Source organism: Streptomyces sp. NPDC037054 (genome assembly GCF_055606745.1).
In genome coordinates this window covers 150104-172857 of the sequence record NZ_JBVJSJ010000015.1, presented here as the reverse complement: position 1 = coordinate 172857, position 22754 = coordinate 150104, and the positions used below count along the sequence as shown (strand labels likewise).

The 22754-nt window shown below is 73.2% G+C and carries 26 protein-coding genes; 15 read left to right on the top strand and 11 right to left on the bottom strand.

Annotation, left to right across the window (positions count from 1 at the left end; genetic code table 11):
- Nucleotides 1-2: 2 nt before the first annotated feature.
- Nucleotides 3-542 (bottom strand): Rieske (2Fe-2S) protein, encoded by a 540-nt coding sequence (locus ACZ7D7_RS30195; protein ID WP_470828423.1) that lies wholly within the window; start codon nucleotides 540-542, stop codon nucleotides 3-5.
- A gap of 94 nt (nucleotides 543-636) precedes the next feature.
- Here ACZ7D7_RS30195 and ACZ7D7_RS30190 point away from each other — a divergent pair, with 94 nt between their 5' ends.
- From ACZ7D7_RS30190 to ACZ7D7_RS30160, 7 genes are all read left to right on the top strand, one after another.
- Entirely contained in the window at nucleotides 637-1392 is a 756-nt protein-coding gene (locus ACZ7D7_RS30190; RefSeq protein WP_470828422.1) for a HipA family kinase, read from the top strand.
- Nucleotides 1389-1805, top strand: coding sequence for a DUF3037 domain-containing protein (locus tag ACZ7D7_RS30185; RefSeq protein ID WP_470828421.1), 417 nt, complete (start codon nucleotides 1389-1391; stop codon nucleotides 1803-1805). Before ACZ7D7_RS30190 ends, ACZ7D7_RS30185 begins: the two co-directional genes overlap by 4 nt.
- A 141-nt stretch (nucleotides 1806-1946) precedes the next feature.
- Nucleotides 1947-2708, top strand: a complete 762-nt coding sequence (gene fabG / locus ACZ7D7_RS30180) for a 3-oxoacyl-ACP reductase FabG (RefSeq protein WP_470828419.1) — start codon at nucleotides 1947-1949, stop codon at nucleotides 2706-2708.
- A 12-nt stretch (nucleotides 2709-2720) separates the two neighbouring features.
- Nucleotides 2721-3479, top strand: a complete 759-nt coding sequence (locus tag ACZ7D7_RS30175) for an SDR family oxidoreductase (RefSeq protein WP_470828418.1) — start codon at nucleotides 2721-2723, stop codon at nucleotides 3477-3479.
- 194 nt (nucleotides 3480-3673) lie between these two features.
- Nucleotides 3674-5257, top strand: a complete 1584-nt coding sequence (locus tag ACZ7D7_RS30170; RefSeq protein WP_470828417.1) for an ABC transporter substrate-binding protein — start codon at nucleotides 3674-3676, stop codon at nucleotides 5255-5257.
- 90 nt (nucleotides 5258-5347) lie between these two features.
- Nucleotides 5348-6031, top strand: a complete 684-nt coding sequence (gene ung, locus ACZ7D7_RS30165; protein ID WP_470828415.1) for a uracil-DNA glycosylase — start codon at nucleotides 5348-5350, stop codon at nucleotides 6029-6031.
- A gap of 123 nt (nucleotides 6032-6154) precedes the next feature.
- The gene (locus ACZ7D7_RS30160) at nucleotides 6155-6736 is read left to right on the top strand and encodes a hypothetical protein (protein ID WP_470828413.1); all 582 of its coding nucleotides are present in this window, start codon (nucleotides 6155-6157) and stop codon (nucleotides 6734-6736) included.
- 129 nt (nucleotides 6737-6865) lie between these two features.
- Here ACZ7D7_RS30160 and ACZ7D7_RS30155 read toward each other — a convergent pair whose 3' ends face one another.
- The 3 genes from ACZ7D7_RS30155 to ACZ7D7_RS30145 all read right to left on the bottom strand — a co-directional run bounded on the left by ACZ7D7_RS30155 (nucleotide 6866) and on the right by ACZ7D7_RS30145 (nucleotide 8593).
- Nucleotides 6866-7333 carry a hypothetical protein gene (locus tag ACZ7D7_RS30155; RefSeq protein ID WP_470828412.1) on the bottom strand — a complete coding sequence of 156 codons (468 nt, stop codon included), beginning with the start codon at nucleotides 7331-7333 and terminating at the stop codon, nucleotides 6866-6868.
- 113 nt (nucleotides 7334-7446) lie between these two features.
- Nucleotides 7447-7959, bottom strand: a complete 513-nt coding sequence (locus ACZ7D7_RS30150; RefSeq protein ID WP_470828410.1) for a DinB family protein — start codon at nucleotides 7957-7959, stop codon at nucleotides 7447-7449.
- A 10-nt stretch (nucleotides 7960-7969) separates the two neighbouring features.
- Nucleotides 7970-8593 (bottom strand): TetR/AcrR family transcriptional regulator, encoded by a 624-nt coding sequence (locus ACZ7D7_RS30145; protein ID WP_470828408.1) that lies wholly within the window; start codon nucleotides 8591-8593, stop codon nucleotides 7970-7972.
- Nucleotides 8594-8697: 104 nt separating this feature from the next.
- On the opposite strand from ACZ7D7_RS30145, the gene ACZ7D7_RS30140 reads away from it, so the two are divergent.
- Nucleotides 8698-9885: an FAD-dependent monooxygenase gene (locus ACZ7D7_RS30140; RefSeq protein ID WP_470828406.1), complete on the top strand. Its 1188-nt coding sequence runs from the start codon at nucleotides 8698-8700 to the stop codon at nucleotides 9883-9885.
- A 13-nt stretch (nucleotides 9886-9898) separates the two neighbouring features.
- The gene (locus ACZ7D7_RS30135) at nucleotides 9899-10804 is read left to right on the top strand and encodes a Gfo/Idh/MocA family protein (RefSeq protein ID WP_470828405.1); all 906 of its coding nucleotides are present in this window, start codon (nucleotides 9899-9901) and stop codon (nucleotides 10802-10804) included.
- Here the strand turns inward: ACZ7D7_RS30135 and lnt are convergent.
- Together lnt and ACZ7D7_RS30125 are read right to left on the bottom strand one after the other, a co-directional pair.
- Nucleotides 10728-12302: an apolipoprotein N-acyltransferase gene (gene lnt, locus ACZ7D7_RS30130; protein ID WP_470828403.1), complete on the bottom strand. Its 1575-nt coding sequence runs from the start codon at nucleotides 12300-12302 to the stop codon at nucleotides 10728-10730. The two genes, ACZ7D7_RS30135 and lnt, sit on opposite strands and share 77 nt — an antisense overlap.
- A gap of 68 nt (nucleotides 12303-12370) precedes the next feature.
- Entirely contained in the window at nucleotides 12371-12844 is a 474-nt protein-coding gene (locus ACZ7D7_RS30125; RefSeq protein WP_470828401.1) for a nuclear transport factor 2 family protein, read from the bottom strand.
- A 115-nt stretch (nucleotides 12845-12959) separates the two neighbouring features.
- Between ACZ7D7_RS30125 and ACZ7D7_RS30120 the strand changes: the two genes are divergently transcribed.
- Both ACZ7D7_RS30120 and ACZ7D7_RS30115 read left to right on the top strand, forming a co-directional pair.
- Nucleotides 12960-13643, top strand: a complete 684-nt coding sequence (locus ACZ7D7_RS30120; RefSeq protein ID WP_470828400.1) for a DUF4291 domain-containing protein — start codon at nucleotides 12960-12962, stop codon at nucleotides 13641-13643.
- Nucleotides 13644-13678: 35 nt separating this feature from the next.
- Nucleotides 13679-14419 (top strand): SDR family oxidoreductase, encoded by a 741-nt coding sequence (locus ACZ7D7_RS30115; protein WP_470828399.1) that lies wholly within the window; start codon nucleotides 13679-13681, stop codon nucleotides 14417-14419.
- A 61-nt stretch (nucleotides 14420-14480) separates the two neighbouring features.
- Here the strand turns inward: ACZ7D7_RS30115 and ACZ7D7_RS30110 are convergent, their stop codons facing one another.
- The 3 genes from ACZ7D7_RS30110 to ACZ7D7_RS30100 form a co-directional block, all read right to left on the bottom strand.
- Nucleotides 14481-14675 carry a hypothetical protein gene (locus ACZ7D7_RS30110; protein WP_470828398.1) on the bottom strand — a complete coding sequence of 65 codons (195 nt, stop codon included), beginning with the start codon at nucleotides 14673-14675 and terminating at the stop codon, nucleotides 14481-14483.
- 62 nt (nucleotides 14676-14737) lie between these two features.
- Nucleotides 14738-15613: an undecaprenyl-diphosphate phosphatase gene (locus tag ACZ7D7_RS30105; RefSeq protein ID WP_470828397.1), complete on the bottom strand. Its 876-nt coding sequence runs from the start codon at nucleotides 15611-15613 to the stop codon at nucleotides 14738-14740.
- Between the two features lie 190 nt (nucleotides 15614-15803).
- Nucleotides 15804-16613, bottom strand: a complete 810-nt coding sequence (locus ACZ7D7_RS30100) for a TVP38/TMEM64 family protein (RefSeq protein ID WP_470828395.1) — start codon at nucleotides 16611-16613, stop codon at nucleotides 15804-15806.
- A 49-nt stretch (nucleotides 16614-16662) separates the two neighbouring features.
- On the opposite strand from ACZ7D7_RS30100, the gene ACZ7D7_RS30095 reads away from it, so the two are divergent.
- The 3 genes from ACZ7D7_RS30095 (at nucleotide 16663) to ACZ7D7_RS30085 (ending at nucleotide 19735) form a co-directional block, all read left to right on the top strand.
- Complete coding sequence (locus tag ACZ7D7_RS30095) at nucleotides 16663-17403, top strand: DNA alkylation repair protein (RefSeq protein ID WP_470828394.1); 741 nt, start codon at nucleotides 16663-16665, stop codon at nucleotides 17401-17403.
- 306 nt (nucleotides 17404-17709) lie between these two features.
- Entirely contained in the window at nucleotides 17710-18879 is a 1170-nt protein-coding gene (gene tuf / locus ACZ7D7_RS30090) for an elongation factor Tu (protein WP_470828393.1), read from the top strand.
- A 10-nt stretch (nucleotides 18880-18889) separates the two neighbouring features.
- Entirely contained in the window at nucleotides 18890-19735 is an 846-nt protein-coding gene (locus ACZ7D7_RS30085) for a spermidine synthase (RefSeq protein WP_470828391.1), read from the top strand.
- Here ACZ7D7_RS30085 and ACZ7D7_RS30080 read toward each other — a convergent pair.
- Both ACZ7D7_RS30080 and ACZ7D7_RS30075 read right to left on the bottom strand, forming a co-directional pair.
- Nucleotides 19666-21003, bottom strand: a complete 1338-nt coding sequence (locus tag ACZ7D7_RS30080) for an MFS transporter (RefSeq protein ID WP_470828481.1) — start codon at nucleotides 21001-21003, stop codon at nucleotides 19666-19668. The two genes, ACZ7D7_RS30085 and ACZ7D7_RS30080, sit on opposite strands and share 70 nt — an antisense overlap.
- A gap of 128 nt (nucleotides 21004-21131) precedes the next feature.
- Nucleotides 21132-22148 carry a DUF8017 domain-containing protein gene (locus ACZ7D7_RS30075; protein ID WP_470828390.1) on the bottom strand — a complete coding sequence of 339 codons (1017 nt, stop codon included), beginning with the start codon at nucleotides 22146-22148 and terminating at the stop codon, nucleotides 21132-21134.
- Nucleotides 22149-22311: 163 nt separating this feature from the next.
- Here ACZ7D7_RS30075 and ACZ7D7_RS30070 point away from each other — a divergent pair, with 163 nt between their 5' ends.
- Complete coding sequence (locus ACZ7D7_RS30070; RefSeq protein WP_470828480.1) at nucleotides 22312-22749, top strand: DUF4442 domain-containing protein; 438 nt, start codon at nucleotides 22312-22314, stop codon at nucleotides 22747-22749.
- Nucleotides 22750-22754 lie beyond the last annotated feature (5 nt).

Sequence of the window (22754 nt, the reverse complement as noted above, 5' to 3'; positions counted from 1 at the left end):
GGTCAGGCCAGTGTGATCGCGTCGCCGTCGACGGTGATCCGCGCAGCCGGGAGCGGCTTCGTCGCGGGCCCCTTGCGCACACTGCCGTCGCTGACGGAGAACGCGCTGTTGTGGCACGGACAGGTGATCACCCCGTCGGTCACGCCCGCCACCGCGCAGCCCTGATGCGTGCACTTCGCCGAGAAGGCCTTGAACGTGCCCGCGGTCGGCTGCGTGACCACCACGCCCTGCTCCTTGAAGATCTTGCCGCCGCCCTCCGGGATGTCGGAGGTCTTCGCCAGCACGGAGCCGGTGCCGCCCGACGGCTCGACGCCCGTGTCGCCCGAGCCCGCGTCGCCCGAGCCCGGACCGCCCGACCCCGAACCGCCCGACGACGCCCCGCCGTTCGAGGAGACCGAGGACGCGTCGTCCTCCGAGCCGCACGCGGTCAGCGCGGCGGCCAGCCCGGCCGCCCCCACCGCCCCGACGGCCGCCACGACGGTCCGACGGGCCGGTCCCGGCGCGGGACGGGCCTGAGCGGGCTGAGACGATGCGCTGGTCATGGTGGGTTTCCCTTCGCCGCCTTCTGGGTCTGCCTCTCGATCCGCCCACTCATACGGTCCGCGCTCCCCGGCCGTTCAGCCGTAACCTGGGGCGATGCTCAAGGAAGTCATCGCGACCCGCTACATCACGCCCCTGCGGGAGGGCGGTTCGCTGCCGGGGCTCGTCGAGGCCGACGACCTCGGGACGTACGTCCTGAAGTTCACCGGCGCCGGGCAGGGCCGCAAGACCCTCGTCGCCGAGGTCCTGTGCGGCGAACTCGCCCGCAGGCTCGGCTTCCGCATGCCGCGCCTCGTGACGGTCCACGTCGATCCCGTGCTGGGGCTCGGCGAGCCCGAGCAGCAGGTGCAGGACCTCATCAGGGCCAGCGGCGGCACCAACCTCGGCATGGACTTCCTGTCCGGCGCGCTCGGCTTCGACCCGCTCGCGTTCCGCGTGAGCCCCGAGGAGGCCGGGCGGCTCGTCTGGTTCGACGCGCTCGTGAACAACGTCGACCGCTCCTGGCGCAACCCCAACCTCCTCGTCCACCGGGGCGAGCTGTGGCTGATCGACCACGGCGCCACCGTGATCTGGCACCACAACTGGCCCGGCGCCGAGGCCTCGGCGGCCCGCCCCTACGACGCCTCCGAGCACGCCCTCGCGCCCTTCCGCCCCGACGTCGCCGCGGCCGCCGCCGACCTCGCGCCCCTCGTCACCGAGGACCTCCTCGCCGAGGTCACCGCCGAGATCCCGGACGCCTGGCTGACCGGCGAGCCGGGCTTCGACACCCCGGACGACCTCCGCCGGGCCCACGCGCGGCCCCTGATCGCCCGCGCGGCCGTCATCCACCAGCGCATCAAGGGGGACAAGTGACCGAGCGCCACATCATCAGGGCGGGCCAGGGCGGCGGCCGGGACGTCTTCGAGTACGCCGTGCTGCGGGCCGTGCCGCGCGTCGAACGGGGCGAGTTCATCAACGCCGGAGTGCTCCTGTACTGCCGCGCCAAGGCCTTCGTCGTCGCGCGCACCCACCTCGACGAGGCCCGCCTGCTGGCCCTCGACCCGGGCGCGGACGTGGCCGGCGTCCGGGCCGCCCTGGGCGCCGTCGAGGGCGTCTGCGCGGGCGGCGAGGCCGCCGGACAGGCGGCACGGGACGACGCCGGACGGCGCTTCCGCTGGCTCGTCGCGCCCCGCTCCACGGTCGTCCAGCCCGGCCCCGTGCACACCGGGCTCACCACCGATCCGGCCGCCGAGGCGGAGCGGCTGCTCGACCTGCTGGTGAGGTAATGGATCACACGCGCGCGATGTGCCGTTGACACCGCGTGCCAGGGCTTCTAGCGTCACGTCTGCTGAAGGTACTAAGCGGTCGCTCACCCATTCGTGGCGTGCCGCACGAGAGCCGCATCCCTAGGGCGAGGAGAAGCAGCAATGTCCACCACTGAGCAGCGGGTCGCGATCGTCACCGGCGCCGCGCGCGGAATCGGCGCCGCCACCGCCGTACGACTGGCCGAAGAGGGCCGCGCGGTCGCGGTGCTCGACCTCGACGAGGCCGCCTGCAAGGACACCGTCGAGAAGATCACCGCCGCGGGCGGCAAGGCGATCGCCGTCGGCTGCGACGTCTCCGACGAGGCGCAGGTCGAGGCCGCCGTCGCACGCGTCGCCGAGGAGCTCGGCGCGCCGACGATCCTCGTCAACAACGCGGGCGTCCTGCGCGACAACCTGCTGTTCAAGATGAGCGCCTCCGACTGGGACACGGTCATGAACGTGCACCTGCGCGGCGCCTTCCTGATGTCGAAGGCCTGCCAGAAGCACATGGTCGACGCCGGCTTCGGCCGCATCGTCAACCTGTCCTCGTCCTCCGCGCTCGGCAACCGCGGCCAGGTCAACTACTCCGCCGCCAAGGCCGGTCTCCAGGGCTTCACCAAGACCCTCGCCAAGGAGCTCGGCAAGTTCGGCGTCACCGCGAACTCGGTCGCCCCCGGCTTCATCGTCACCGAGATGACCAAGTCCACCGCCGAGCGCGTCGGCATGGGCTTCGAGGAGTTCCAGGCCGCCGCCGCCACGCAGATCCCGGTGCAGCGCGTCGGACGTCCGGACGACATCGCCAACGCCATCGCCTTCTTCACGGGCGACGCGGCCGGCTTCGTCTCCGGCCAGGTGCTGTACGTCGCCGGCGGACCGCTCAACTAAGGGGCACTGAACATGACTTCCGTGGAGCTCTCGGGCAAGGTCGCCCTCATCACCGGCGGCAGCCGCGGCATCGGCTACGGCGTCGCCGAGGCGCTGATCGCGCGCGGGGACCGCGTCTGCATCACCGGACGCAACGAGGACAGCCTCAAGGAGGCCGTCGAGAAGCTCGGCGCCGACCGGGCCATCGGTGTCGCCGGCAAGGCGCACGACGAGGCCCACCAGGCCGCCGCCGTCGAGCGCACGATGGAGGCCTTCGGCCGCGTCGACCACCTGATCAACAACGCCGGTACCAACCCGGTGTTCGGGCCGATCGCCGACCTCGACCTGAACGTCGCCCGCAAGGTCTTCGAGACCAACGTGATCTCGGCGCTCGGCTTCGCCCAGCGCACCTGGCACGCCTGGCAGAAGGACAACGGCGGCGCGATCGTCAACATCGCCTCCGTCGCGGGCCTCGCCCCCTCGCCGTTCATCGGCGCGTACGGCGTCAGCAAGGCCGCGATGATCAACCTGACCGTGCAGCTGGCGCACGAGTTCGCGCCCAAGGTGCGGGTCAACGCGATCGCCCCGGCCGTCGTCAAGACCAAGTTCGCGCAGGCCCTGTACGAGGGCCGGGAGGCGGAGGCCGCGGCGGGCTACCCGCTCGGCCGGCTCGGCGTGCCCTCCGACATCGGCGGCGCCGCCGCCTTCCTCACCTCGGAGCAGTCGGACTGGGTCACCGGACAGACGCTCGTCGTCGACGGGGGCATCTTCCTGAACGCCGGCGTGGCCTGACCCGTACGGCAGCGGTACGGGCGCCCGTACGACGGATGACGGGCGCCCGTCCCGGCACGGCGGTGCCGCGGCGGTGGGTGACAACGTAGTCATCGGAGCGTCGATCAAGGTCACAGCGCCCGGGGAGGTCCGGTCGGCCCGGTGCTGCGGTATCGTCTGCCGACCCTTGGTACGGCAGATCGAGGAGCGTGCGCGTGTTCAACCGGAACCGAGGCCTGCGGCGGATGGCGGCCATCGCGTCCATATCATCGCTGGTGGCCGGGTGCGGTGTCCTGTCTTCCGATACCCCGGACGACGAGGGGCCAATCGTGCTGGGCACCACCAGTGCCCCCAGCACCCTGGATCCTGCCGCCTCGTGGGACAGCTCGTGGGAGCTTTTCCGCAACATCTACCAGACGCTGCTCGCCTATCCCGACGGTGCGACGACGCCCCAGCCCGACGCGGCCGAGGAGTGCGGCTTCACCGACAGCTCCAACCAGGTCTACCGCTGCGAACTGCGCCAGGGCCTGACGTTCTCCAACGGCGACCCGCTCGACGCGGCCGCGGTCAAGCACTCCATCGACCGGATCAGGACGATCGAGGTCAACGGCGGCCCCGCCGGTCTGCTCAGCAGCCTCGACCGGGTGCAGGCGCCGAGCGACCGCGAGGTGGTGTTCCACCTCAACAAGGCCGACGCCACCTTCCCGTTCGTGCTGGCCACGCCCGCCATGTCGATCGTCAGCCCCGAGGAGTACCCGCCCGACGCGCTGCGCAAGGACGGCGAGGTCCTCGGCTCCGGGCCGTACACCCTCAAGTCCTACGAGGACGGCAAGAAGGCCGAACTCGCCAGGAACGACCGCTACAAGGGCTTCGCGGAGCACAAGAACGACGCGGTGACCGTGCGCTACTTCGGCGACTCGGCCAGCATGGTGAAGGCCCTGCGGGACAAGAAGATCGACATCACCTACCGCGGTCTCGCCGCCGGTGACATCGTCGCCCTCCAGAGCAAGAACTCCCAGGAGGAGATCCAGATCGTCGAGGGCTCGGGCACCGACATCAACTACCTGGTGTTCAACCCGAACGACCCGATGGCGAACAAGAAGCCCGTCCGGCAGGCCGTCGCCCAGCTCGTCGACCGCGCCGCCATCGCGCACAAGGTCTACAAGGACACCGTCGTCCCGCTGTACTCGATGGTGCCCAAGGGCCTCACCGGCCACACCACCGCCTACTTCGACGACTTCGGCGAGCCGAACGCGGACAAGGCGCGCAAGATCCTCTCCGACGCCGGCATCACCACGCCCGTCCCGCTCACCTTCTGGTACACCACGGACCGCTACGGCTCCGAGACCGCCCTGGAGTTCAAGGAGCTCAAGCGCCAGCTGGAGGAGTCCGGCCTCTTCGAGATCACCCTCAAGAGCCGCCCGTGGAAGACCTACGTGACCGGCTACCAGAAGGGCGAGTACCCGGTGTTCGGCCGTGGCTGGTCCCCGGACTTCCCGGACCCCGACAACTTCATCGCCCCGTTCGTCGGCGAGCAGAACGCCCTCGGCACGCCGTACGAGGCGCCCAAGATCACCAGCGATCTGCTGCCCCGCTCGCGCCGGGAGAGCGACCGCGGCAACGTGGTGAAGCAGTTCGAGGAGGCCCAGGAGGTCCTCGTCAAGGACGCGCGTCTGCTGCCGCTGTGGCAGGGTCGGCAGTACGTGGGGGCCAGCGAGGACATCTCCGGCGCGGAGCGGGCCATGGACCCCTCGACGATCATGATGATGTGGGAGCTGCACCGCAAGACCAGCTGGTAGCGCACGGGCCGTGCGGTCACCGGCGCCCGTTGTCAGTGGGCGCCGGTAGGTTCTGAACCCGAAGTGACCGCACATCGTAAGGAAGTTGACGTGACCGACATCGCCATGCTGCCCGAGTCCTGGCGCGGGGTTCTGGGTGACGAACTGCAGCAGCCCTACTTCAAGGAGCTGACCGAGTTCGTGGAGGACGAGCGGGCGAAGGGTCCCGTCTACCCGCCGCGCGAGGAGGTCTTCGCGGCCCTGGACGCCACTCCGTACGACAAGGTGAAGGTCCTGATCCTCGGTCAGGACCCCTACCACGGTGAGGGCCAGGGCCACGGCCTGTGCTTCTCCGTCCGCCCCGGCGTGCGCGTCCCGCCGTCCCTGCGGAACATCTACAAGGAGATGCACGCGGAACTGGGCACGCCGGTCCCGGACAACGGCTACTTGATGCCGTGGGCCGAGCAGGGCGTCCTGCTGCTCAACGCGGTGCTCACGGTCCGCGCCGGCGAGGCCAACTCGCACAAGGGCAAGGGCTGGGAGAGGTTCACCGACGCGGTGATCCGCGCGGTGGCCGAGCGGCCCGACCCGGCCGTGTTCGTCCTGTGGGGCAACTACGCCCAGAAGAAGCTCCCGCTGATCGACGCCACGCGGCACGCGGTGGTGAAGGGCGCGCACCCCTCGCCCCTGTCGGCGAAGAAGTTCTTCGGCTCCCGCCCGTTCACGCAGATCAACGAGGCCATCGCCCAGCAGGGCCACGAGCCGGTCGACTGGCGCATCCCGAACCTCGGCTGACCCCCCGGCGCGGGGCCGGTCCTTCTCCGGGCCGCCCCCGCGCCGTACGGAGCGCCCTGACCGCGATTCCCGGTGCCTGCCGTTAGCGTCGGGACCGACCAGTCGGTGAGCGCGGAGGACACGGTGGCGGAGCGACAGGAGCAGGCGGCACCGGATGCCGTGATGACGCGGATCGGCCAGGTCGTGATGCTGCATCACGCCGGGGACCGCGAGGAGGCCAGGGAGCGTTACCTGGGCCTGTGGGCCGAGATCGGCGAGGACGGCGACCCGCTGCACCGGTGCACGCTGGCCCACTACATGGCCGACGCGCAGGACGACCCGGCGGACGAACTGGCCTGGGACCTGCGGGCCCTGTCGGCCGCCGAGGAACTCACCGACGACCGCCTCGCGGCCCACGAGGGCACCCTCGCCGTCAGAGCCCTGTACCCCTCCCTGCACCTGAACCTCGCCGCCGACTACGTCAAGCTCGGCCACCGCGACGCCGCCCGCACACACCTGCGACGCGCCCGCGTCGCCTCCGACTCCCTCGCCGACGACGGCTACGGCAACGGCGTACGGGCGGCGATCGGACGCCTGGAGACCCGGCTGCGGGAGGACGGCGCGGGGGACGGACGGGGAGAGGGACCGGAAAACGGACCGGAGAACGGACCGGGGGGCGGCTCGGGGGAGGGCCCGGGGTGGCGACCTCCGCGGCAGCGACCGTGACCGGGCACCACGGCTCTGCAGCGCGACCCCTGTCCGCTCGGCCTGCGCTCTCCCGCTCGGCTCGCACTCTCCCGCTCGGCTCGCACTCTCCCACCGGCCCGCGTCTTCCGCCCTGGCCGGCGCCGTCCCTCAACGCCCCTGCGCCCGGCGGCAGATGACCGCCTCGGGGCTGTCCGGGCGCCAGCCGCCGTACTTCCTGCCCAGGGCGCAGACGTCGGTGTCGCCGCGGACGTCCTTCTGGATGCGCTCCGGTACGGCGGGCAGGTCGCGCGGGCGGCGCGGCTCGGGGTGCGGCGGCCCGGGGCGCGGCTCCTGCGCCCACCGCTCGCTCCGCGGCGGGACCCGTGGCGGGGCCGGTGGCGCCGGGTGCCGCGCGGCCGGTGTCGCCTCGCGCGAGGGGGAGACGCGTTCCAGGGCCTCGCGCGCCGGGGCCTGCACGACCCGCGGCTCCGCCCGCCCGTCCGTGCGGGGGACCGGCGGCGGGGCGGGGGCCGCGGACGGCCCGGGTACGGGAGGGCGGGGGACCGTCACACAGCCGGCCAGGGCGGAGACCGCCACGGTCACCAGGAGCGTCGCGGTCGTCGTCGTTCGATGCACGGGCGCAACTCTGCTGGTTCGACGGGCCCTTGGGGCACCGGACCGGGGCCGTATGCCCCGCACGGGTGATCTCCGGCCCCGTACGGAGGGGTGTGCGGCTTCGGCGGGTGACGTCAGTCGCCCGTGACGCCGTCGATGCGCTCGCGGAGCAGGTCGGCGTGGCCGTTGTGGCGGGCGTACTCCTCGATCATGTGGGTGTAGATCCAGCGCAGGCTGATGGGACCGTCGGTGAGGTGTCTGCGGCCCCGGGCGGTGTCGTCCAGGCCGAAGTCGGCGGCGTTGCGGCGGGCGGTGTCGATCTCCGCCTGCCAGGTGGTGCGGGCCTCCTCCCAGGTGTCCGCTTCGGTGAGGTGGAACTCACCGTCCGGGTCGGCGTCGCTGTAGTAGAGGGGACCCGGGTCGTCGGCCACGAGGACCTTGCGGAACCAGATGCGCTCCACCTCCGCCATGTGCCGGACCAGCCCCATCAGGGTCAGCTCCGAGGGCGCCGCCGAGGCGGTCCTGAGCTGGGCGTCGCTCAGCCCTTCGCACTTCAGGGCCAGCGTCTGCCGGTGGAAGTCGAGCCAGCCCTCCAGCATGGCGCGTTCGTCGGCGGTGGTGGAGGGGGTGCGGCGCTCGGTCGTCATGCCCGCATCCTCACTCAGGGGCGTCGCGCGTCTCCAGTGGGTTTTCCGTTCCGAGCATCCCGGCCAGCAACTCCCGCAGGCCCGCGCGCAAGTCGTCCGGTGTCGGCACCTCGCCGCTGAACGACCCAGCCACGCAGGAGAACATCAGCCCGTCCGCCCAGGCCACCAGCGACAGCACGTGCCGCTCCGGGCAGGGCGAGCCCGCCGCGCTCACCACGGCGGCCAGCCGGGTGCGGAAACGGGCGCCCGCCGCGTCGTAGTACGCCCGCAGTTCGGGGCGGCGCGTGGCCTCCAGGGCCAGTTCGTAGCGGGCCAGCGTCAGGTCCCGGTTGTGGGTGAGTGCGCGGTGCGCGGTCAGGGCCAGGGCGTCCACCAGGCCGGGCAGTCCGGCGCGCGGATCGGGCAGTTCCTCCAGCGCCAGGACGCGCGCCTCCCGGTCCGCGAGGCGCCGCACCGCCAGTTCCAGCAGCGCCTGGCGGGTGCGCGCCACGTTCGACGTGGCGCCCCGGGGGAGTCCGGCGGCCTCGTCGACGGCCCGGTGAGTGAGGCCGCGCATACCGCGCTCGGCGAGCAGGGCGAGGGCGGCGTCGGCGACGAGGTCGGCGCGCGAGGTGCCGGTGGTGCGTTCGGACATGGAGGTCAACCTACCCGCTCGACTACAGGTGTAGTACCGTCGGAACCTGGGCGCACTACAGATGTAGTCGCGATCCGAGGTGGCGGCGGCACGAGGAGGAAGTCATGGCACAGTCCGGAAGGGTCGTGGTGATCGGTGGCGGAATCGGAGGCCTGACCGCTGCGGTCGCCCTGCACCGGAGCGGCCGGCAGGTCACCGTCCTGGAGCGGGCCCCGTCGCTGGAGCCGGTCGGCGCGGCCATCTCCCTGGCCCCCAACTCGCTGCGCGCCCTCGACGTCGTCGGCCTCGGCGACGAGATCCGGGAACTCGCCGCCTGGCAGGGCGACGGCGGACTGCGCACCCCGGGCGGACGCTGGCTCGCCCGCGCCCGCGCGGCCGACGCCGAGGCACGCTTCGGCGGTCCGCTCGTCCTGCTGCACCGGGCCACCCTCGTCGACCGGCTCGCCGCCTGCCTCCCGGCGGGCACCGTCCGCACCGGCACCCCCGCCGGCGTCGCCGACCCCGGCGACGCGGGCCGCCCGGCCCGGGTGAGCCTGCCCGACGGCGCACTGGAGGCCGACCTCGTGGTGGCTGCCGACGGCGTCCGCTCCGCCGTGCGGCACGCCCTCTTCCCGGACCACCCCGGCGCCGTCTACGCCGGGTTCACCACCTGGCGGGTCGTGATCCCGCTGCCCGGCGTGGAGTTCGCCTCGCACGAGACCTGGGGCCGGGGGCGCATCTGGGGCACCCACCCGCTCCGCGACGGCCGGGTCTACGCCTACGCCGCCGCCGTCGGCCCCGCCGGGCAGCGCGCGTCCGACGACGAGAAGGCCGAACTGCTGCGCCGCTTCGGCGACTGGCACGAACCGATCCCCTCCGTGCTCGCCGCCGCCCGCCCCGAGGATGTCCTGCGGCACGACGTCCACCACATCGCCCGGCCCCTGCCCGCCTTCCACCGCGGCCGGGTCGCCCTCCTCGGCGACGCCGCGCACGCCATGCCGCCGACCCTCGGCCAGGGCGGCAACCAGGCGATCGAGGACGCGATCGTCCTCGCCCACCACCAGGACGACCTCGCCGCCTACACGGCCGCGCGGCTGCCCCGCACGACGGCTGTCGCGGGCCGGGCCGTCCGGGCCGCCCGGCTCAACATGATGACCAACCGCGTCGGCGCCGCCGTCCGCGACACCGCGCTGACCGCGCTGTCGGCCGCCGCACCGGCGCTGTTCCTGCGGGGCTTCGACGGGATCGCCGACTGGCGGCCACCAGGGCCGCCGTATGCTTCCGCCAGGACCACCCCGGCAGGCAACCGCTAGAGGAGTACACCCCGTGAAGGTCGGCTGCATCGGACTCGGCGACATCGCGCAGAAGGCCTACCTTCCCGTCCTCGCCTTCCTGCCCGGCGTCGAACTGCACCTGCAGACCCGCACGCCCGCGACGCTCGCCCGGGTCGCCGACGGCCTCCACCTGCCGCCCGAGCGGCGGCACGCGGACCTCGACGCCCTGCTCGCCCAGGGCCTCGACGCGGCGTTCGTGCACGCCCCGACCGCGGTCCACCCCGAGATCGTCACGCGGCTGCTGGAGGCGGGCGTCCCGACCTACGTCGACAAGCCGCTCGCCTACGAACTCGCCGAGTCCGCCCGGCTGGTGGGGCTCGCCGAGGAGCGGGAGGTGAGCCTGGCCGTCGGCTTCAACCGGCGCTTCGCCCCCGGCTACGCCCAGTGCGCCGACCATCCGCGCGAGCTGATCCTCCTGCAGAAGAACCGGATCGGGCTGCCCGAGGAACCCCGCACGATGATCCTCGACGACTTCGTCCACGTCGTCGACACGCTCCGCTTCCTCGCCCCGGGACCCGTCGACGACGTGACCGTCCGCGCCCGCGTCCGGGACGGACTGCTGCACCACGTCGTGCTCCAGCTCGCCGGGGACGGCTTCACCGCGCTCGGGGTGATGAACCGGCTCAGCGGCTCCGCCGAGGAGGTCCTGGAGGTCTCCGGGCAGGACACCAAGCGCCAGGTCGTCAACCTCGCCGAGGTGATCGACCACAAGGGCCAGCCGAGCGTGCGACGGCGCGGCGACTGGGTGCCGGTGGCCCGCCAGCGCGGCATCGAACAGGCCGTGCTCGCCTTCCTGGACGCGGTGCGCGCGGGGAAGGTGCTCAGCGCCCGGGACGCGCTGGAGACTCACGAACTGTGCGAGCGGGTGGTGCGGGCGGTCCAGGAGCGGGCCGCCTGAACCGCACGGCCCGCACGCCCTCCGCCGCGCACCAGGCGGCGAGGATCAGCAGCGCGGCGTGCGCCGGCCAGTCGCCGAGGCGGACGTACGGCGTCGTCCCGTGCGCCAGCGGAACGTCGTACACCCGCGCGCCGTCGGTGTCCGTACCGAGCCAGGGGCCGACGCGGGTGCCGTCCGGGCCGTACACCGCGGAGACGCCCGTCAGGGTCGCGTGCACCATCGGGCGGCCCGTCTCGGCGGCCCGCAGCGCCGCCAGCGAGGCGTGCTGCCCCGGGGCCCAGCTCTGCTGGAACGTCGACGTGGACGACTGGGCGAGCAGCACGTCGGCGCCGTCCCCCGCGAGGTGACGGCTCATGTCGGGGAACGCGCTCTCGAAGCACACCATCGGGCCGATCCGCAGCCCGTCCCCGACGTCCATCACGACCTGCTCGGTGCCGCGCCTGCGGTCCTCGCCCGCCGCCTCCCCGACGGACGTCGCCCAGCCCAGCAGGGAGCGGGCCGGGACGTACTCGCCGAACGGCACGAGACGCATCTTGTCGTAGCGGTCGCCGGTCGGGCCGTCCGGGCCGACCAGCACCGAACTCTTGTAGATGCCGGGCTTGTCGGAGCGCCGCGCGTCCACGTTCACCAGGATCTCGGCGCCCGTGGCACGGGACATCGACGCCAGCCGGTCCGCGAGGTCCGGCCGCTCGCGCAGGTCGAAGCCGACGCTGCTCTCGCCCCACACGACCAGGTCGACGCCCCGGCCCGCCAGTTGCCGCGTGAACCGCTCCTGGCGGTCGAAGCGCCGGTCACCGCTGTTCGGTCCGGCGACGACGCCCGCCTGCACGACGGCGATCCGCACCCGGTCGTCCACGTCGGGGCGCGGCGACCACACCCACGCGGCGGACGTGGCGGCGGCGGTGGCGACGAGGCCCGCCACGGCGGGCACCCGGGCCCGCCGCACCGCGACGAGGACGGCCACCGCGACGTTGACGGCGACCACCAGGAAGCTGAGCAGCCACACCCCGCCGACCGAGGCGAGCCGCAGCGCCTGCTCGACCTGCCACTGGCTCGCGCCCAGCATGCCCCAGGGCCCGCCGAGGCCCTCCCAGGACCGGACCAGTTCCGCCAGGAGCCAGGCCGACGGCAGCACGAGAAGGGCCGCGCCGACCCGCCGCCCGGACGGCAGCCCGCCGAGCAGACGGCGTGCCAGGAGGCCCCACGGCGCCCACAGCGTGCCGAGCAGCGCGGCGAGCACGAACGTGAACACGTGCAGGTTCGGCAGCAGCCAGTGGTGCATCGCCAGCATGAAGCCGAACCCGCCCCACCAGCCGTCGTACGCGGCCCGCCGCCCCGTCGGCGCGCCGCGGGCCAGCAGCAGCCAGGGGACCAGGGCGACATACGCGAACCACCACAGCGACGGGGCGGGGAAGGCCAGGACGGGCAGGGCGCCCGCCAGTGCCGCGGCGGTCGAGCGCCGCCACGGGGAGGCGAGCCAGTGGCCGAGCGTCTTCATGCACGCCTCCTACCCCGCGGTGCCTCCAGTGTGCGCTCCGCGGAAGATCCGGAACAGCGGGCGCCGGGTCAGTTGATCACAGGTGCCGCGGAGGTCCCGGGAGCGCGGCGCCACAACTCCTCGGCGACCACGCCGCTCAGCCGCCAGCCCTCCGGCGTGCGCAGCAGCGCGAAGGCGTACCGGCCGCCGGAGGCGAGGGCGTCGGCGTCGTCCCCGGCCGGGACCACCGGCGTCACGTAGTCGGCGCGGACGTGGGCCGTGTCGCCGGCGTCCTGCTCCCACACCCCGAAGCGCACCCGGCGGTTGACGACGAGGTGCTGCCGCACCGGGAACTCCCGCAGGCGCTCGGCGAGCCAGGCGGCGACCTCCCCGGCGTCGCCCTCGATGCCGCCGGCCGACCGGTAGTCGGCACGGCCGTCCGGGGCGAACACGGACCGGTACGCCGTCCAGTCGCCCTCCCCGACGGCCATCGCGTAGTCGGTGATCAGGTCGTCCACGGCAAGCCGGTCCCGGACGGTGGCGAGTTCCACGCGCTGCGTCATCGGCACAGTCTTGGGCACGGGACGGCCCAGGCCAAGGGTCACGCGGCCGCCAGGCGCTTTCCACGACCGGAATATTCGGTGGCCGGCGGGGCGGCGCGCGCCCGACTCTGTGGGCATGAACGATCAACCGACCGATCAACGGACCGATCAACGGACCGATCAACCGACCGACCGACGGACCCGTCGACGGACCGAGCAACCGGCCGGCCCGGAACCGAGGTTCCGTGTCCGCGCCCGCCACACGGACACCACCGTCACCGTCTACCAGGCCTACCGCCCGGAGATCGGCCGCCCCGCCGCCCGCGCCGGCCGCTTCCCGGCGACCTGGAAGCGCGACCGCATGACGTGGATCAAGCCGTCGTTCCTGTGGATGATGTACCGCTGCGGCTGGGGTACTAAGCCGGACCAGGAGACCGTGCTGGCCGTGGAGATCAGCCGGGACGGCTTCGCATGGGCGCTGCGCCGTGCCTGCCTGTCGCACCACGTGCCCGCCCTGCACGGTGCCGCGGCCGACTGGAAGCGGCAGTTGAGGCAGGCACCCGCGCGGGTGCAGTGGGACCCGGAACGCGACCTGCGGCTCGCTCCGCTGCCCCACAGGTCCCTCCAGCTCGGGCTCGGGGGAGAGGCCGCGGCCCGCTACGCCGACGAGTGGATCGTCGGCATCGAGGACGTGACCCCGCTGGCCACGGAGATCCACGGGCTGGTGCGCGCGGGGCAACTCGACCGGGCCGCCGCGCTGTTGCCGCACGAGCGGCCGTATCCCCTGGACGACGAGGTGCTGGCGCGTCTGACAGGCTGAGGGCACGTGATCACCCGTACCTGTGGAGGTAACCCATGTCCCGTCCCGTGACGGTGGTGACCGGCGGCAGCCGCGGCATCGGCGCCGCGACGTGCCTGCGGCTCGCGGCGGACGGCCACGACGTCGTCGTGGGATACGTCCGGGACGCGGAGGCCGCCGAGGCGGTGGCGGCGGGCGCGCGCGAGGCGGGGGCGCGCGCACTGACCGTGCGGGCGGACACGGTGGACGAGGCCGACGTGGAGCGCCTCTTCGACACCGCCGAGCGGCACCTCGGGCCGGTGACGGGGCTGGTGAACAACGCCGGTGTGGCCAGCCGGCTGGGGCGGCTCGTCGACGCGGACACCGCCGACCTGCGCCGGGTCGTCGACGTCAACCTCGTGGGGGCGCTGCTGTGCGCGCGGCGGGCCGCGCAGCTGATGGTGCCGCGCGGCAGCGGCGCCATCGTGAACGTGTCGTCGGCCGCGGCGACGCTCGGCAGCCCGGACGAGTACGTCCACTACGCGGCGACGAAGGCCGCCGTGGACGCCCTGACCGTGGGCCTGGCCAAGGAACTCGGCCCGGACGGCGTCCGCGTCAACGCGGTGGCGCCGGGGACCGTCGAGACCGACATGCACGCGACGATGGGCGACCCGGGCCGTCCGTGGCGGCTGGCGCCCTCGGTGCCGATGCGCCGGCCGGGCCGCGTCGAGGAGATCGCGGCGGCCGTGTCCTGGCTGATGTCGCCGGACGCGTCGTACACGACGGGGGCGGTGCTGCGGGTGGCGGGCGGACGCTGAGCCGGGACGGGCGGGCGCCGGACCGGCACCGGCCGGCGAGGCCTCTCGCGGGGTCCGCGGGTCAGGCGGCCTCGATGACCGTGCTGCGGATCGCGGCCGCCCACTCGACCACCAACTGCTCGTACTCCGCGCGCTCCTGGGCCGACAGGTACCCGCCCGTGCGCAGCCACAGGGCGCGGATCTGCTCGTTCACGTCGGCGGCGGACCGCACGCGCTCCGGGGCCGACGAATCCGGGGTCACGGAATCGGGGGACATGCGCCCAAGCCTAGGGGCAAAAGCTGACGCTGCGCTACCGAATGGCTACGCAGGCCGCTCCGTCAGCCGGCCGACTCCGCCGCGTGCGGGCTGAGCACACCCATGGTGACCAGCACGATGATGACGATGCCCAGGGCGATGCGGTACCAGACGAACGGCATGAAGGACTTCGTGCTGATGAACTTCATGAACCAGGCGATGACGGCATAACCCACCGCGAAAGCGATGATCGTCGCGAAGATCGTCGGACCCCAGGAGACGTGGTCCTGTTCCAGCGCGTCCTTGAGTTCGTACCCGCCGGACGCGAGGACCGCCGGGATGGCGAGCAGGAACGAGTAACGGGCCGCCGCCTCGCGCGTGTAGCCCATGAACAGGCCGCCGCTGATCGTCGCGCCGGAGCGGGAGACACCGGGGATCAGGGCCATCGCCTGGCAGACGCCGAAGATCAGACCGTCCCGCACGCCGAGGTCCTTCAGGCCCTTGCGCTGCATCGGGGCGCGGTGCCGGCCGCCGGACTCGTCGCGCGCCGCGAGGCGGTCGGCGAAGCCGAGGACGATGCCCATGCCGATCAGCATGGTCGCCGTGAGCCGCAGATCGCGGAACGGCCCCTCGATCTGGTCCTTCAGCGTCACGCCGAGCACGCCGATCGGGATCGAGCCGACGATCACCAGCCAGCCCATGCGCGCGTCCTGGTCCCCGCGCATCGTCTTGTCGCCCAGCGAGCGGACCCAGGCCGAGATGATCCGCCCGATGTCCTTGCGGAAGTAGATCAGGACCGCGGTCTCCGTGCCGATCTGGGTGATCGCCGTGAAGGCCGCGCCCGGGTCCTCCCAGCCGGAGAAGGCCGCCGTCAGCCGCAGGTGCGCGCTGGAGGACACGGGGAGGAACTCGGTCAGCCCCTGGACGAGTCCGAGGATGAGGGATTCAAACCAAGACATGAGGTTACGGAGTCCAAGTGCCGATCGTGGAACGGGCGACGGGCACACCGAGCCGCCCGGAGTGGTGATCAAGGATCAGGTGCGTGCCGAGGGGCAGCGTAGCGCCCCTCGGTGACACTCCCGACACAGGGGTTTCGCTCGGGCACGCGGCCCGGGAACGCGGCGGACCCGCCGACGCCCCGCGCGTGGGTCAGCGGGCGCGCAGGTGGTGCCGCTTGCGCCAGGCCACCGCCACGCCCACCAGGGCCGGTACGGCGATGCAGGCCAGCGCGATCAGGAACACCGGGGACGTCGGAGTCGACGCGCGGGCGCCCGCGACGACGTACGCGGCGGTGTTCGGGATCGAGCCGAGGCCCGTCGCCAGCAGGAAGGGCAGCAGGCCCATGCGGGAGACGGCGGCGCAGTAGTTCGACGCCCAGAACGGCACACCGGGGAACAGCCGCGCCGCCAGCATCGACCGGAAGCCGTGCCGGCTGAGCTGCCCGTCGGCGGCCTGGAGCACCCGGCCGCGCAGCAGCGGACGCAGCGCCTCCTGACCCAGCAGCCGGCCCAGGCAGAACGCGATACCGGCACCCAGCACCGTGCCCACGAGAGCCGAGCCGAGCCCCAGTTCGGAGCCGAACAGCGCCCCCGCCGCGAGGTTCAGCAGCGGACGCGGCACGAACGCCACCGTGCACAGTCCGTACGCCACCGCGAACACCAGCGCCGCCGCCGCGCCGCCCAGCTGCGGCGGCCAGCCGTCCGCGAGCAGCTTGTGCGGCTCGAACACCAGCACCGCGGACGCGCCCGCCGCCAGCAGGGCGACGAGCAGCGCGAGCCGCGCCCACGGCGACAGCAGCGCTCTCGTGCAGCGCGCGGCGAAAGGCGCCGCCGCGACGGGCGAGACGGCTGTGACGAACGTGTCGGACGCGACCGCGGGGACGGCGGCGGCGAGCTCCGTGGTGGCGGCCCGGGGAGGAGCCGTGACGGTGCCCCCAGAGCGGATGGTGGCATCGGGCATCCGGCGACAGTAACCGACGAACGTGTGTGATCGCCGTATGGTCTGTCTCATGGGCGTCACAGCCGACGACACAGCCGGAACCGCACCGGAGATCCCCGCCGGCGGGCTCGCCGACGCCGTGCTGCGCCGGCTCACCGCCACCTACGGCGCCGCCGCCGACCCCGGGCGCGCCCCGGCCATGCGCGCGTACATGAAGGACGTCGCCCCCTTCCTGGGCCTCGCCACACCCGTCCGCCGCGCCCTGACCCGCACCGTCCTGGAAGGCACGCCGCGGCCGACCGAGCGCGACTGCGCCGCGATCGCCCTGCGCTGCTGGCTGCTGCCGGAACGCGAGTACCACTACTTCGCCGTCGACTACCTCCGCCGCCACGTCGGGCGCTGCTCCTCCGCCTTCCTGCCCGTCGTCCGGCACCTGCTCACCACCGTCCCCTGGTGGGACACCGTCGACCTGCTCGCCGTGCACGTGGTCGGCGGGCTCGTCGCCGCCGACCGGGACCTCGTCGCGGAGATGGACGCCTGGAGCGCGGACGAGGACCGCTGGCTCGTCCGCACCGCCCTGCTCCACCAACTGCGGTACAGGGAACGGACGGACACCGCGCGTCTCTTCGGCTACTGCCTGCGGCAGGCCGGGCACGAGGACTTCTTCGTCCGCAAGGCCATCGGCTGGAGCCTGCGCGAGTACGCCAAGACCGACCCGGACGCCGTGCGGGACTTCCTCGCGCGGGAGGGGGACCGGTTCGCTCCGCTGTCGGTGCGCGAGGCGCTGAAGAACGTCGGCGAGCGGCCTTGACCCCCCGGCCCGGGAAAATCGTTCGACGCGGCGCCCGCCCTCGGCGATGATCGACGGCATGTTCCGGTACGCCTTCCACCTCGCAGCATCCGCCGTCGCGGACGCCCCGAAGGCTGCCGTTCCCGCATTCCTGGCCGCCGTCGACGGCGCCCGAAGCTGACCCTCCCCGGATCGTCCGGCGGACCCCGCAGGGGGAGGGTCGGCGAGTTCCTCGGGGTCCCCGTCCCGGCCGCGCGCCCGTAGCGCCGCGCGCCGGGGCCGTCACTCTTCCTCACCTTCTCCACCGAGAGACTTCGAGGTGTCGCCATGCCCAAGACGGCGTACGTCCGCACCAAACCGCATCTGAACATCGGCACGATGGGTCACGTCGACCACGGCAAGACCACCCTGACCGCCGCCATCACCAAGGTCCTCGCCGACCGCGGCGCCGGCTCCTTCGTGCCGTTCGACCGCATCGACCGCGCCCCGGAGGAGGCGGCGCGCGGCATCACCATCAACATCGCGCACGTCGAGTACGAGACCGACACCCGGCACTACGCGCACGTCGACATGCCCGGCCACGCCGACTACGTGAAGAACATGGTCACCGGCGCCGCGCAGCTCGACGGGGCGATCCTCGTCGTCTCCGCGCTCGACGGGATCATGCCGCAGACCGCCGAGCACGTCCTGCTGGCCCGGCAGGTCGGCGTCGACCACATCGTGGTCGCCCTCAACAAGGCCGACGCGGGCGACGAGGAGCTGACCGACCTCGTGGAACTGGAGGTCCGCGACCTGCTCACCGCGCACGGCTACGGCGGTGACGCCGTGCCCGTCGTACGGGTCTCCGGGCTCCGGGCGCTGGAGGGCGACCCGCGCTGGACGGCGTCGATCGAGGCGCTGCTCGACGCGGTGGACACGTACGTCCCGATGCCGGAGCGGTATCTGGACGCGCCGTTCCTGCTGCCGGTGGAGAACGTGCTCACCATCACCGGCCGGGGCACGGTCGTCACCGGCGCCGTCGAGCGCGGCACGCTCCGGCTGGGCGACCGGGTCGAGGTGCTCGGCGCGGGCGTCGACACCGTCGTCACCGGCCTGGAGACCTTCGGCAAGCCCATGGAGGAGGCGCAGGCCGGGGACAACGTGGCGGTGCTGCTGCGCGGCGTGCCCCGGGACGCCGTACGACGCGGGCACGTGGTGGCCGCGCCCGGCAGCGTCGTGCCGCGACGGCGCTTCACGGCGCGGGTGTACGTGCTGTCGGCGCGCGAGGGCGGACGCACGACGCCGGTCGCCACCGGGTACCGGCCGCAGTTCTACATCAGGACCGCGGACGTGGTCGGCGACGTCGACCTCGGTGAGGCGGCCGTCGCGCGGCCGGGCGACACGGTGACGATGACCGTGGAGCTGGGCCGGGACGTGCCGTTGGAGCCCGGACTCGGGTTCGCCGTCCGCGAGGGCGGACGGACCGTGGGCGCGGGGACCGTGACCGGGGTTCAGTGACAATGGAGGCGTGACCGAGCCCATACCCGTGACCCGCGTCGTCGATCACGGCACCGCGAAGCTGATGCCGGACGTCGACCGGGCACGGGCCTGGCTGCTCACGGTCGACGGCGCGCCGCAGTCGTACGTCGACCTCGACGCGCCGACGCACCTGGAGTTCGAGTACGCCCGGCGGCTCGGGCACGTCCTGGACGTGGTGGCGGAACCGGGGCGTCCGCTGGACGTGCTGCATCTCGGCGGCGGCGCGCTCACGCTGCCCCGGTACGTGGCCGCGACCCGGCCCGGCTCCCGGCAGGACGTGGTCGACGCCGACCGGGGCCTGCTGGACCTGGTCGCGGAGCATCTGCCGCTGCCGGACGGCTCCGGCATCACGCCGCACCCGGCCGACGCCCGCGCCTGGCTGGCGTCCGCGCCCGCCGGCTCGGCGGACGTCCTCGTCGCCGACGTCTTCGGCGGCTCCCGTGTGCCCGCCCACCTCACGACCCTCGCCTACGCCGAGGAGGCGGCGCGGGTGCTGCGCGGCGACGGCGTCTACCTCGCGAACCTCGCCGACGCGGCGCCGTTCGCCTTCCTGCGCTCCCAACTCGCCACCTTCGCCGCGGTGTTCGAGCATCTCGCGCTGATCGCGGAGCCGGGCGTGCTGCGCGGACGCCGCTTCGGCAACGCCGTGCTCGTCGCCGCGCACCGGCCCGTCGACACCGCCGCCGTGGCCCGCCGCACGGCCGCCGACGTGTTCCCGGCGCGCGTCGAACACGGGCCCGCGCTGAGAAAGTTCACCGGCGACGCTCAGCCCGTCCGGGACGAGGACGCCGTGCCGTCGCCCGAACCGCCCGACGGGTCGTTCGGCATCGGCTGACCACCGTCGGCGGCCCCCGTGACCTCCTCGGCAGCCTTCGCGCCCCGCTCGGCGGCCCCCGTGACCTTCCGCGTGGTCCGTCGCAGGTTCCGCACGTCCGGCAGGCACAGCACCCCCGCCGTCATCACCACGACCAGCGCGGCGCAGCCCCACAGCGCCGCCGGCCGCCCGAACGCCGTCTCCGCGGGCCCGGCCAGCGCGGTCGCCAGCGGCACGAGCGCGACCGAGCCGAACCAGTCGTACGACGAGACGCGGGACAGCTTCTCCTCGGGTATCTCCTGGTGCAGCGCGGTCATCCACGAGACCCCGAACACCTCCAGGGTCACGCCCGTCACGAACATCACCGCGCACAGCGCCCCGGCCGGCACCGGCACCGCGAGCGCGGCGGACGGCAGGGCCAGCGGGAACACGCACAGGGTGCCCACGAACAGCAGACGGCGCGGTTTCCAGCGGGTCATCAGCAGCGCCCCGACGACCGTGCCCGCGCCGAAGAAGGCGAGTGCGAGACCCCAGGGCGCGGCGCCGCCCAGATGGTCCCGGGCGACGAGCGGGCCGTAGACCGCGTCGGCGGCCCCGACGACGGCGTTGGCGATGGAGAACTGGATGACGATGCCCCACAGCCAGGGCCGGCCCGCGACCTCCCGCCAGCCCTCGCGGAGATCGGCGAGCATCCCGCCGCCCGGGGCCCGCGCCGGGATGTGACTCACGTCGAGGAGCCCGCGCAGCGCCCCGGCCAGCGCGAACGCGACGGCGTCGGCGGCGAGCACCCAGCCCGGCCCGATCGCGGCGACCATCGCGCCGCCGAGCGCGGCACCGCCGACCGCGGCGCCCTGCATCGCCTTCCGGAACACGGCGAACGCGCGGCCCGCCTGCTCGCCCCGCACGGAGGACAGCAGCATGCCTTCCGCGGCCGGGCTGAAGAACGCCTGGCCGGTGCCGCCGAGGGCGCTCAGCAGCATCATCTGCCACAGCAGCGGCTGACCGGCCAGCACCAGCAACGCGAAGGCGCCCTGCGACACGCAGTTGAGGGCGTTGGCCGCGACCATGACCCGGTGGCGCGGCACGCGGTCCGCGACGGCCCCGCCGATCAGCAGGAACAGCACCAGCGGCAGGGTGCGCGCGGCGGCCACCAGGCCCACGTCGCCGCCGTCGCCGCCCGCTTCCAGGACGGCGAACGCGGCGGCGACGAGCGCGCCGTGGCTGCCGAGGTTCGTGACGAACGCGGCAGCGATCAGCAACGAGTAGTTGCGGCCCGCCCACTCGGGCATGCGGGAGCGGCGGGAGGAGTCGGCGGAGACGGAGGTCACCGGCCGACTATCGCCGCAGCCGCCCCGACTTGCCAAACCGGTACCGCGGGGCCGGTGCCGACGACCGTCCGGGAGCCGCCGCCCGCGGGTCAGCCGCCCGTCGGCTCCCCGTGCGTGCGCACCGTGCTGAGGATCTTCATGATCGTCGCGTCGGGCACCTCGTCCTTGACGCCCTTGGCGCCGTAGAAGTTCCACGAGACGAAGTCACCGGCGGAGTTCTTGAAGCCGAACGTGATCGCCTTGCCGTCGCTCGCGCACTTGCCCTTCTGTGGCGTGCCGTTCGACTTGGCCGTGGCGATGCTGCCCTTGATGCCGGCCTTCGTCGTGTAGGCCTTGGCCTTCTTGTCGAAGGTGATGCTCTTCCTGTCGGGCTGCGTGTAGCCGCCGTACACCCACCACGCGACCGTGTTCACGGCGACCTCGTCGGTGCTCTTGGCGCCGTTGGCGCCCTTGGTGCCGCTGGCGGCGAGCGAGGTGTCCTCGGTGTTGCCGTCCTTGTTCTCGTCGGTCGTGCACCACTTGGACTTGTAGATCGCCGGGGCCGACATCACGATGAGCGGCTTGCCGTCGTCGGACTTGTCGTCCTCGAAGCCGATGGTCAGACCCGGGGACTGGACCTCCCAGTCCGCGGGGACGTCGAAGGCCGTGCCCCACTTCGGGTTGATGACGACCTTCCAGCCCGGAATGGTCGGCTTCTCGGTCTCGGTGCCGCGCGGGTTGTCGTCGGAGCCCGGCGTGGACTCGGTCGGCTCGGCCGGCTTCGACGGCGTCGCGGACACGGACGCGCCGCCGCCGCCCTTGGTGCCGCCGCCCGCCGTGTCGTCCTCGTCGCCGCCGAGCACCAGGAATCCGGTGACACCGGCGGCCACGACGACGGCCGTGGCCGCCACGATCGCGATCAGCTTCGTCCGGTTGCCGCCCCCTCCGCCGGGCGGCTGCGGAGCCATTGGCACCGTGGGCTGCCCCCACTGGGGCTGGCCCTGGGGGCCGGTCTGCTGGTAACCGGGCTGCTGGTAGGGATTCGGCTGCTGGTATCCCGGCTGCTGGTACGGGTTGTTCGCCTGCGGGTTCTGCTCGCCCCCGGGCGGCTGCTGTCCTGGCCACATGGGCAGCCACCCTAGCGGCGCCCCGGACACGATTCGGTCACCGCCCTTTGACGGGCACGTAGCAAAAGGCCTCCCGGGGCCCCTCGCGCACCAGTGGCCGTCGCACGGACCTGGCCAGCCGTCGCTACTCGTGGGTAACATTCGGGCCATGACCGCAGACCAGATGTCGATCGGCGAGCTGCTCGCCGCCACGGTGCCGATGGTTCGGACGCTGAACCTGGAGTACCTGGAGACCACTCCGGAGAAGGCCGTGCTGGCCCTCCCGGACCAGAGCGAGTACCGCAACCACGTCGGCGGCCCGCACGCCGGCGCGATGTTCACGCTCGGCGAGTCCGCCAGCGGCGCGATCGTCCTGGCCGCCTTCGGGGACCAGCTCTCGCGCGCCGTGCCGCTCCCCGTCACCGCGGAGATCGCGTTCAAGAAGATCGCCCTCGGGCCGGTGAAGGCCACCGCGACGCTGGGCCGGCCGATCGCCGACGTCGTCGCCGAACTCGACGCGGGCAAGCGCCCCGAGTTCCCCGTCAGCGTCGCCATCCAGCGCGAGGACGGCGCCGTGACGAGCGAGATGACCGTCGTCTGGACGCTGCGGCCCAACGGCTGAACCGC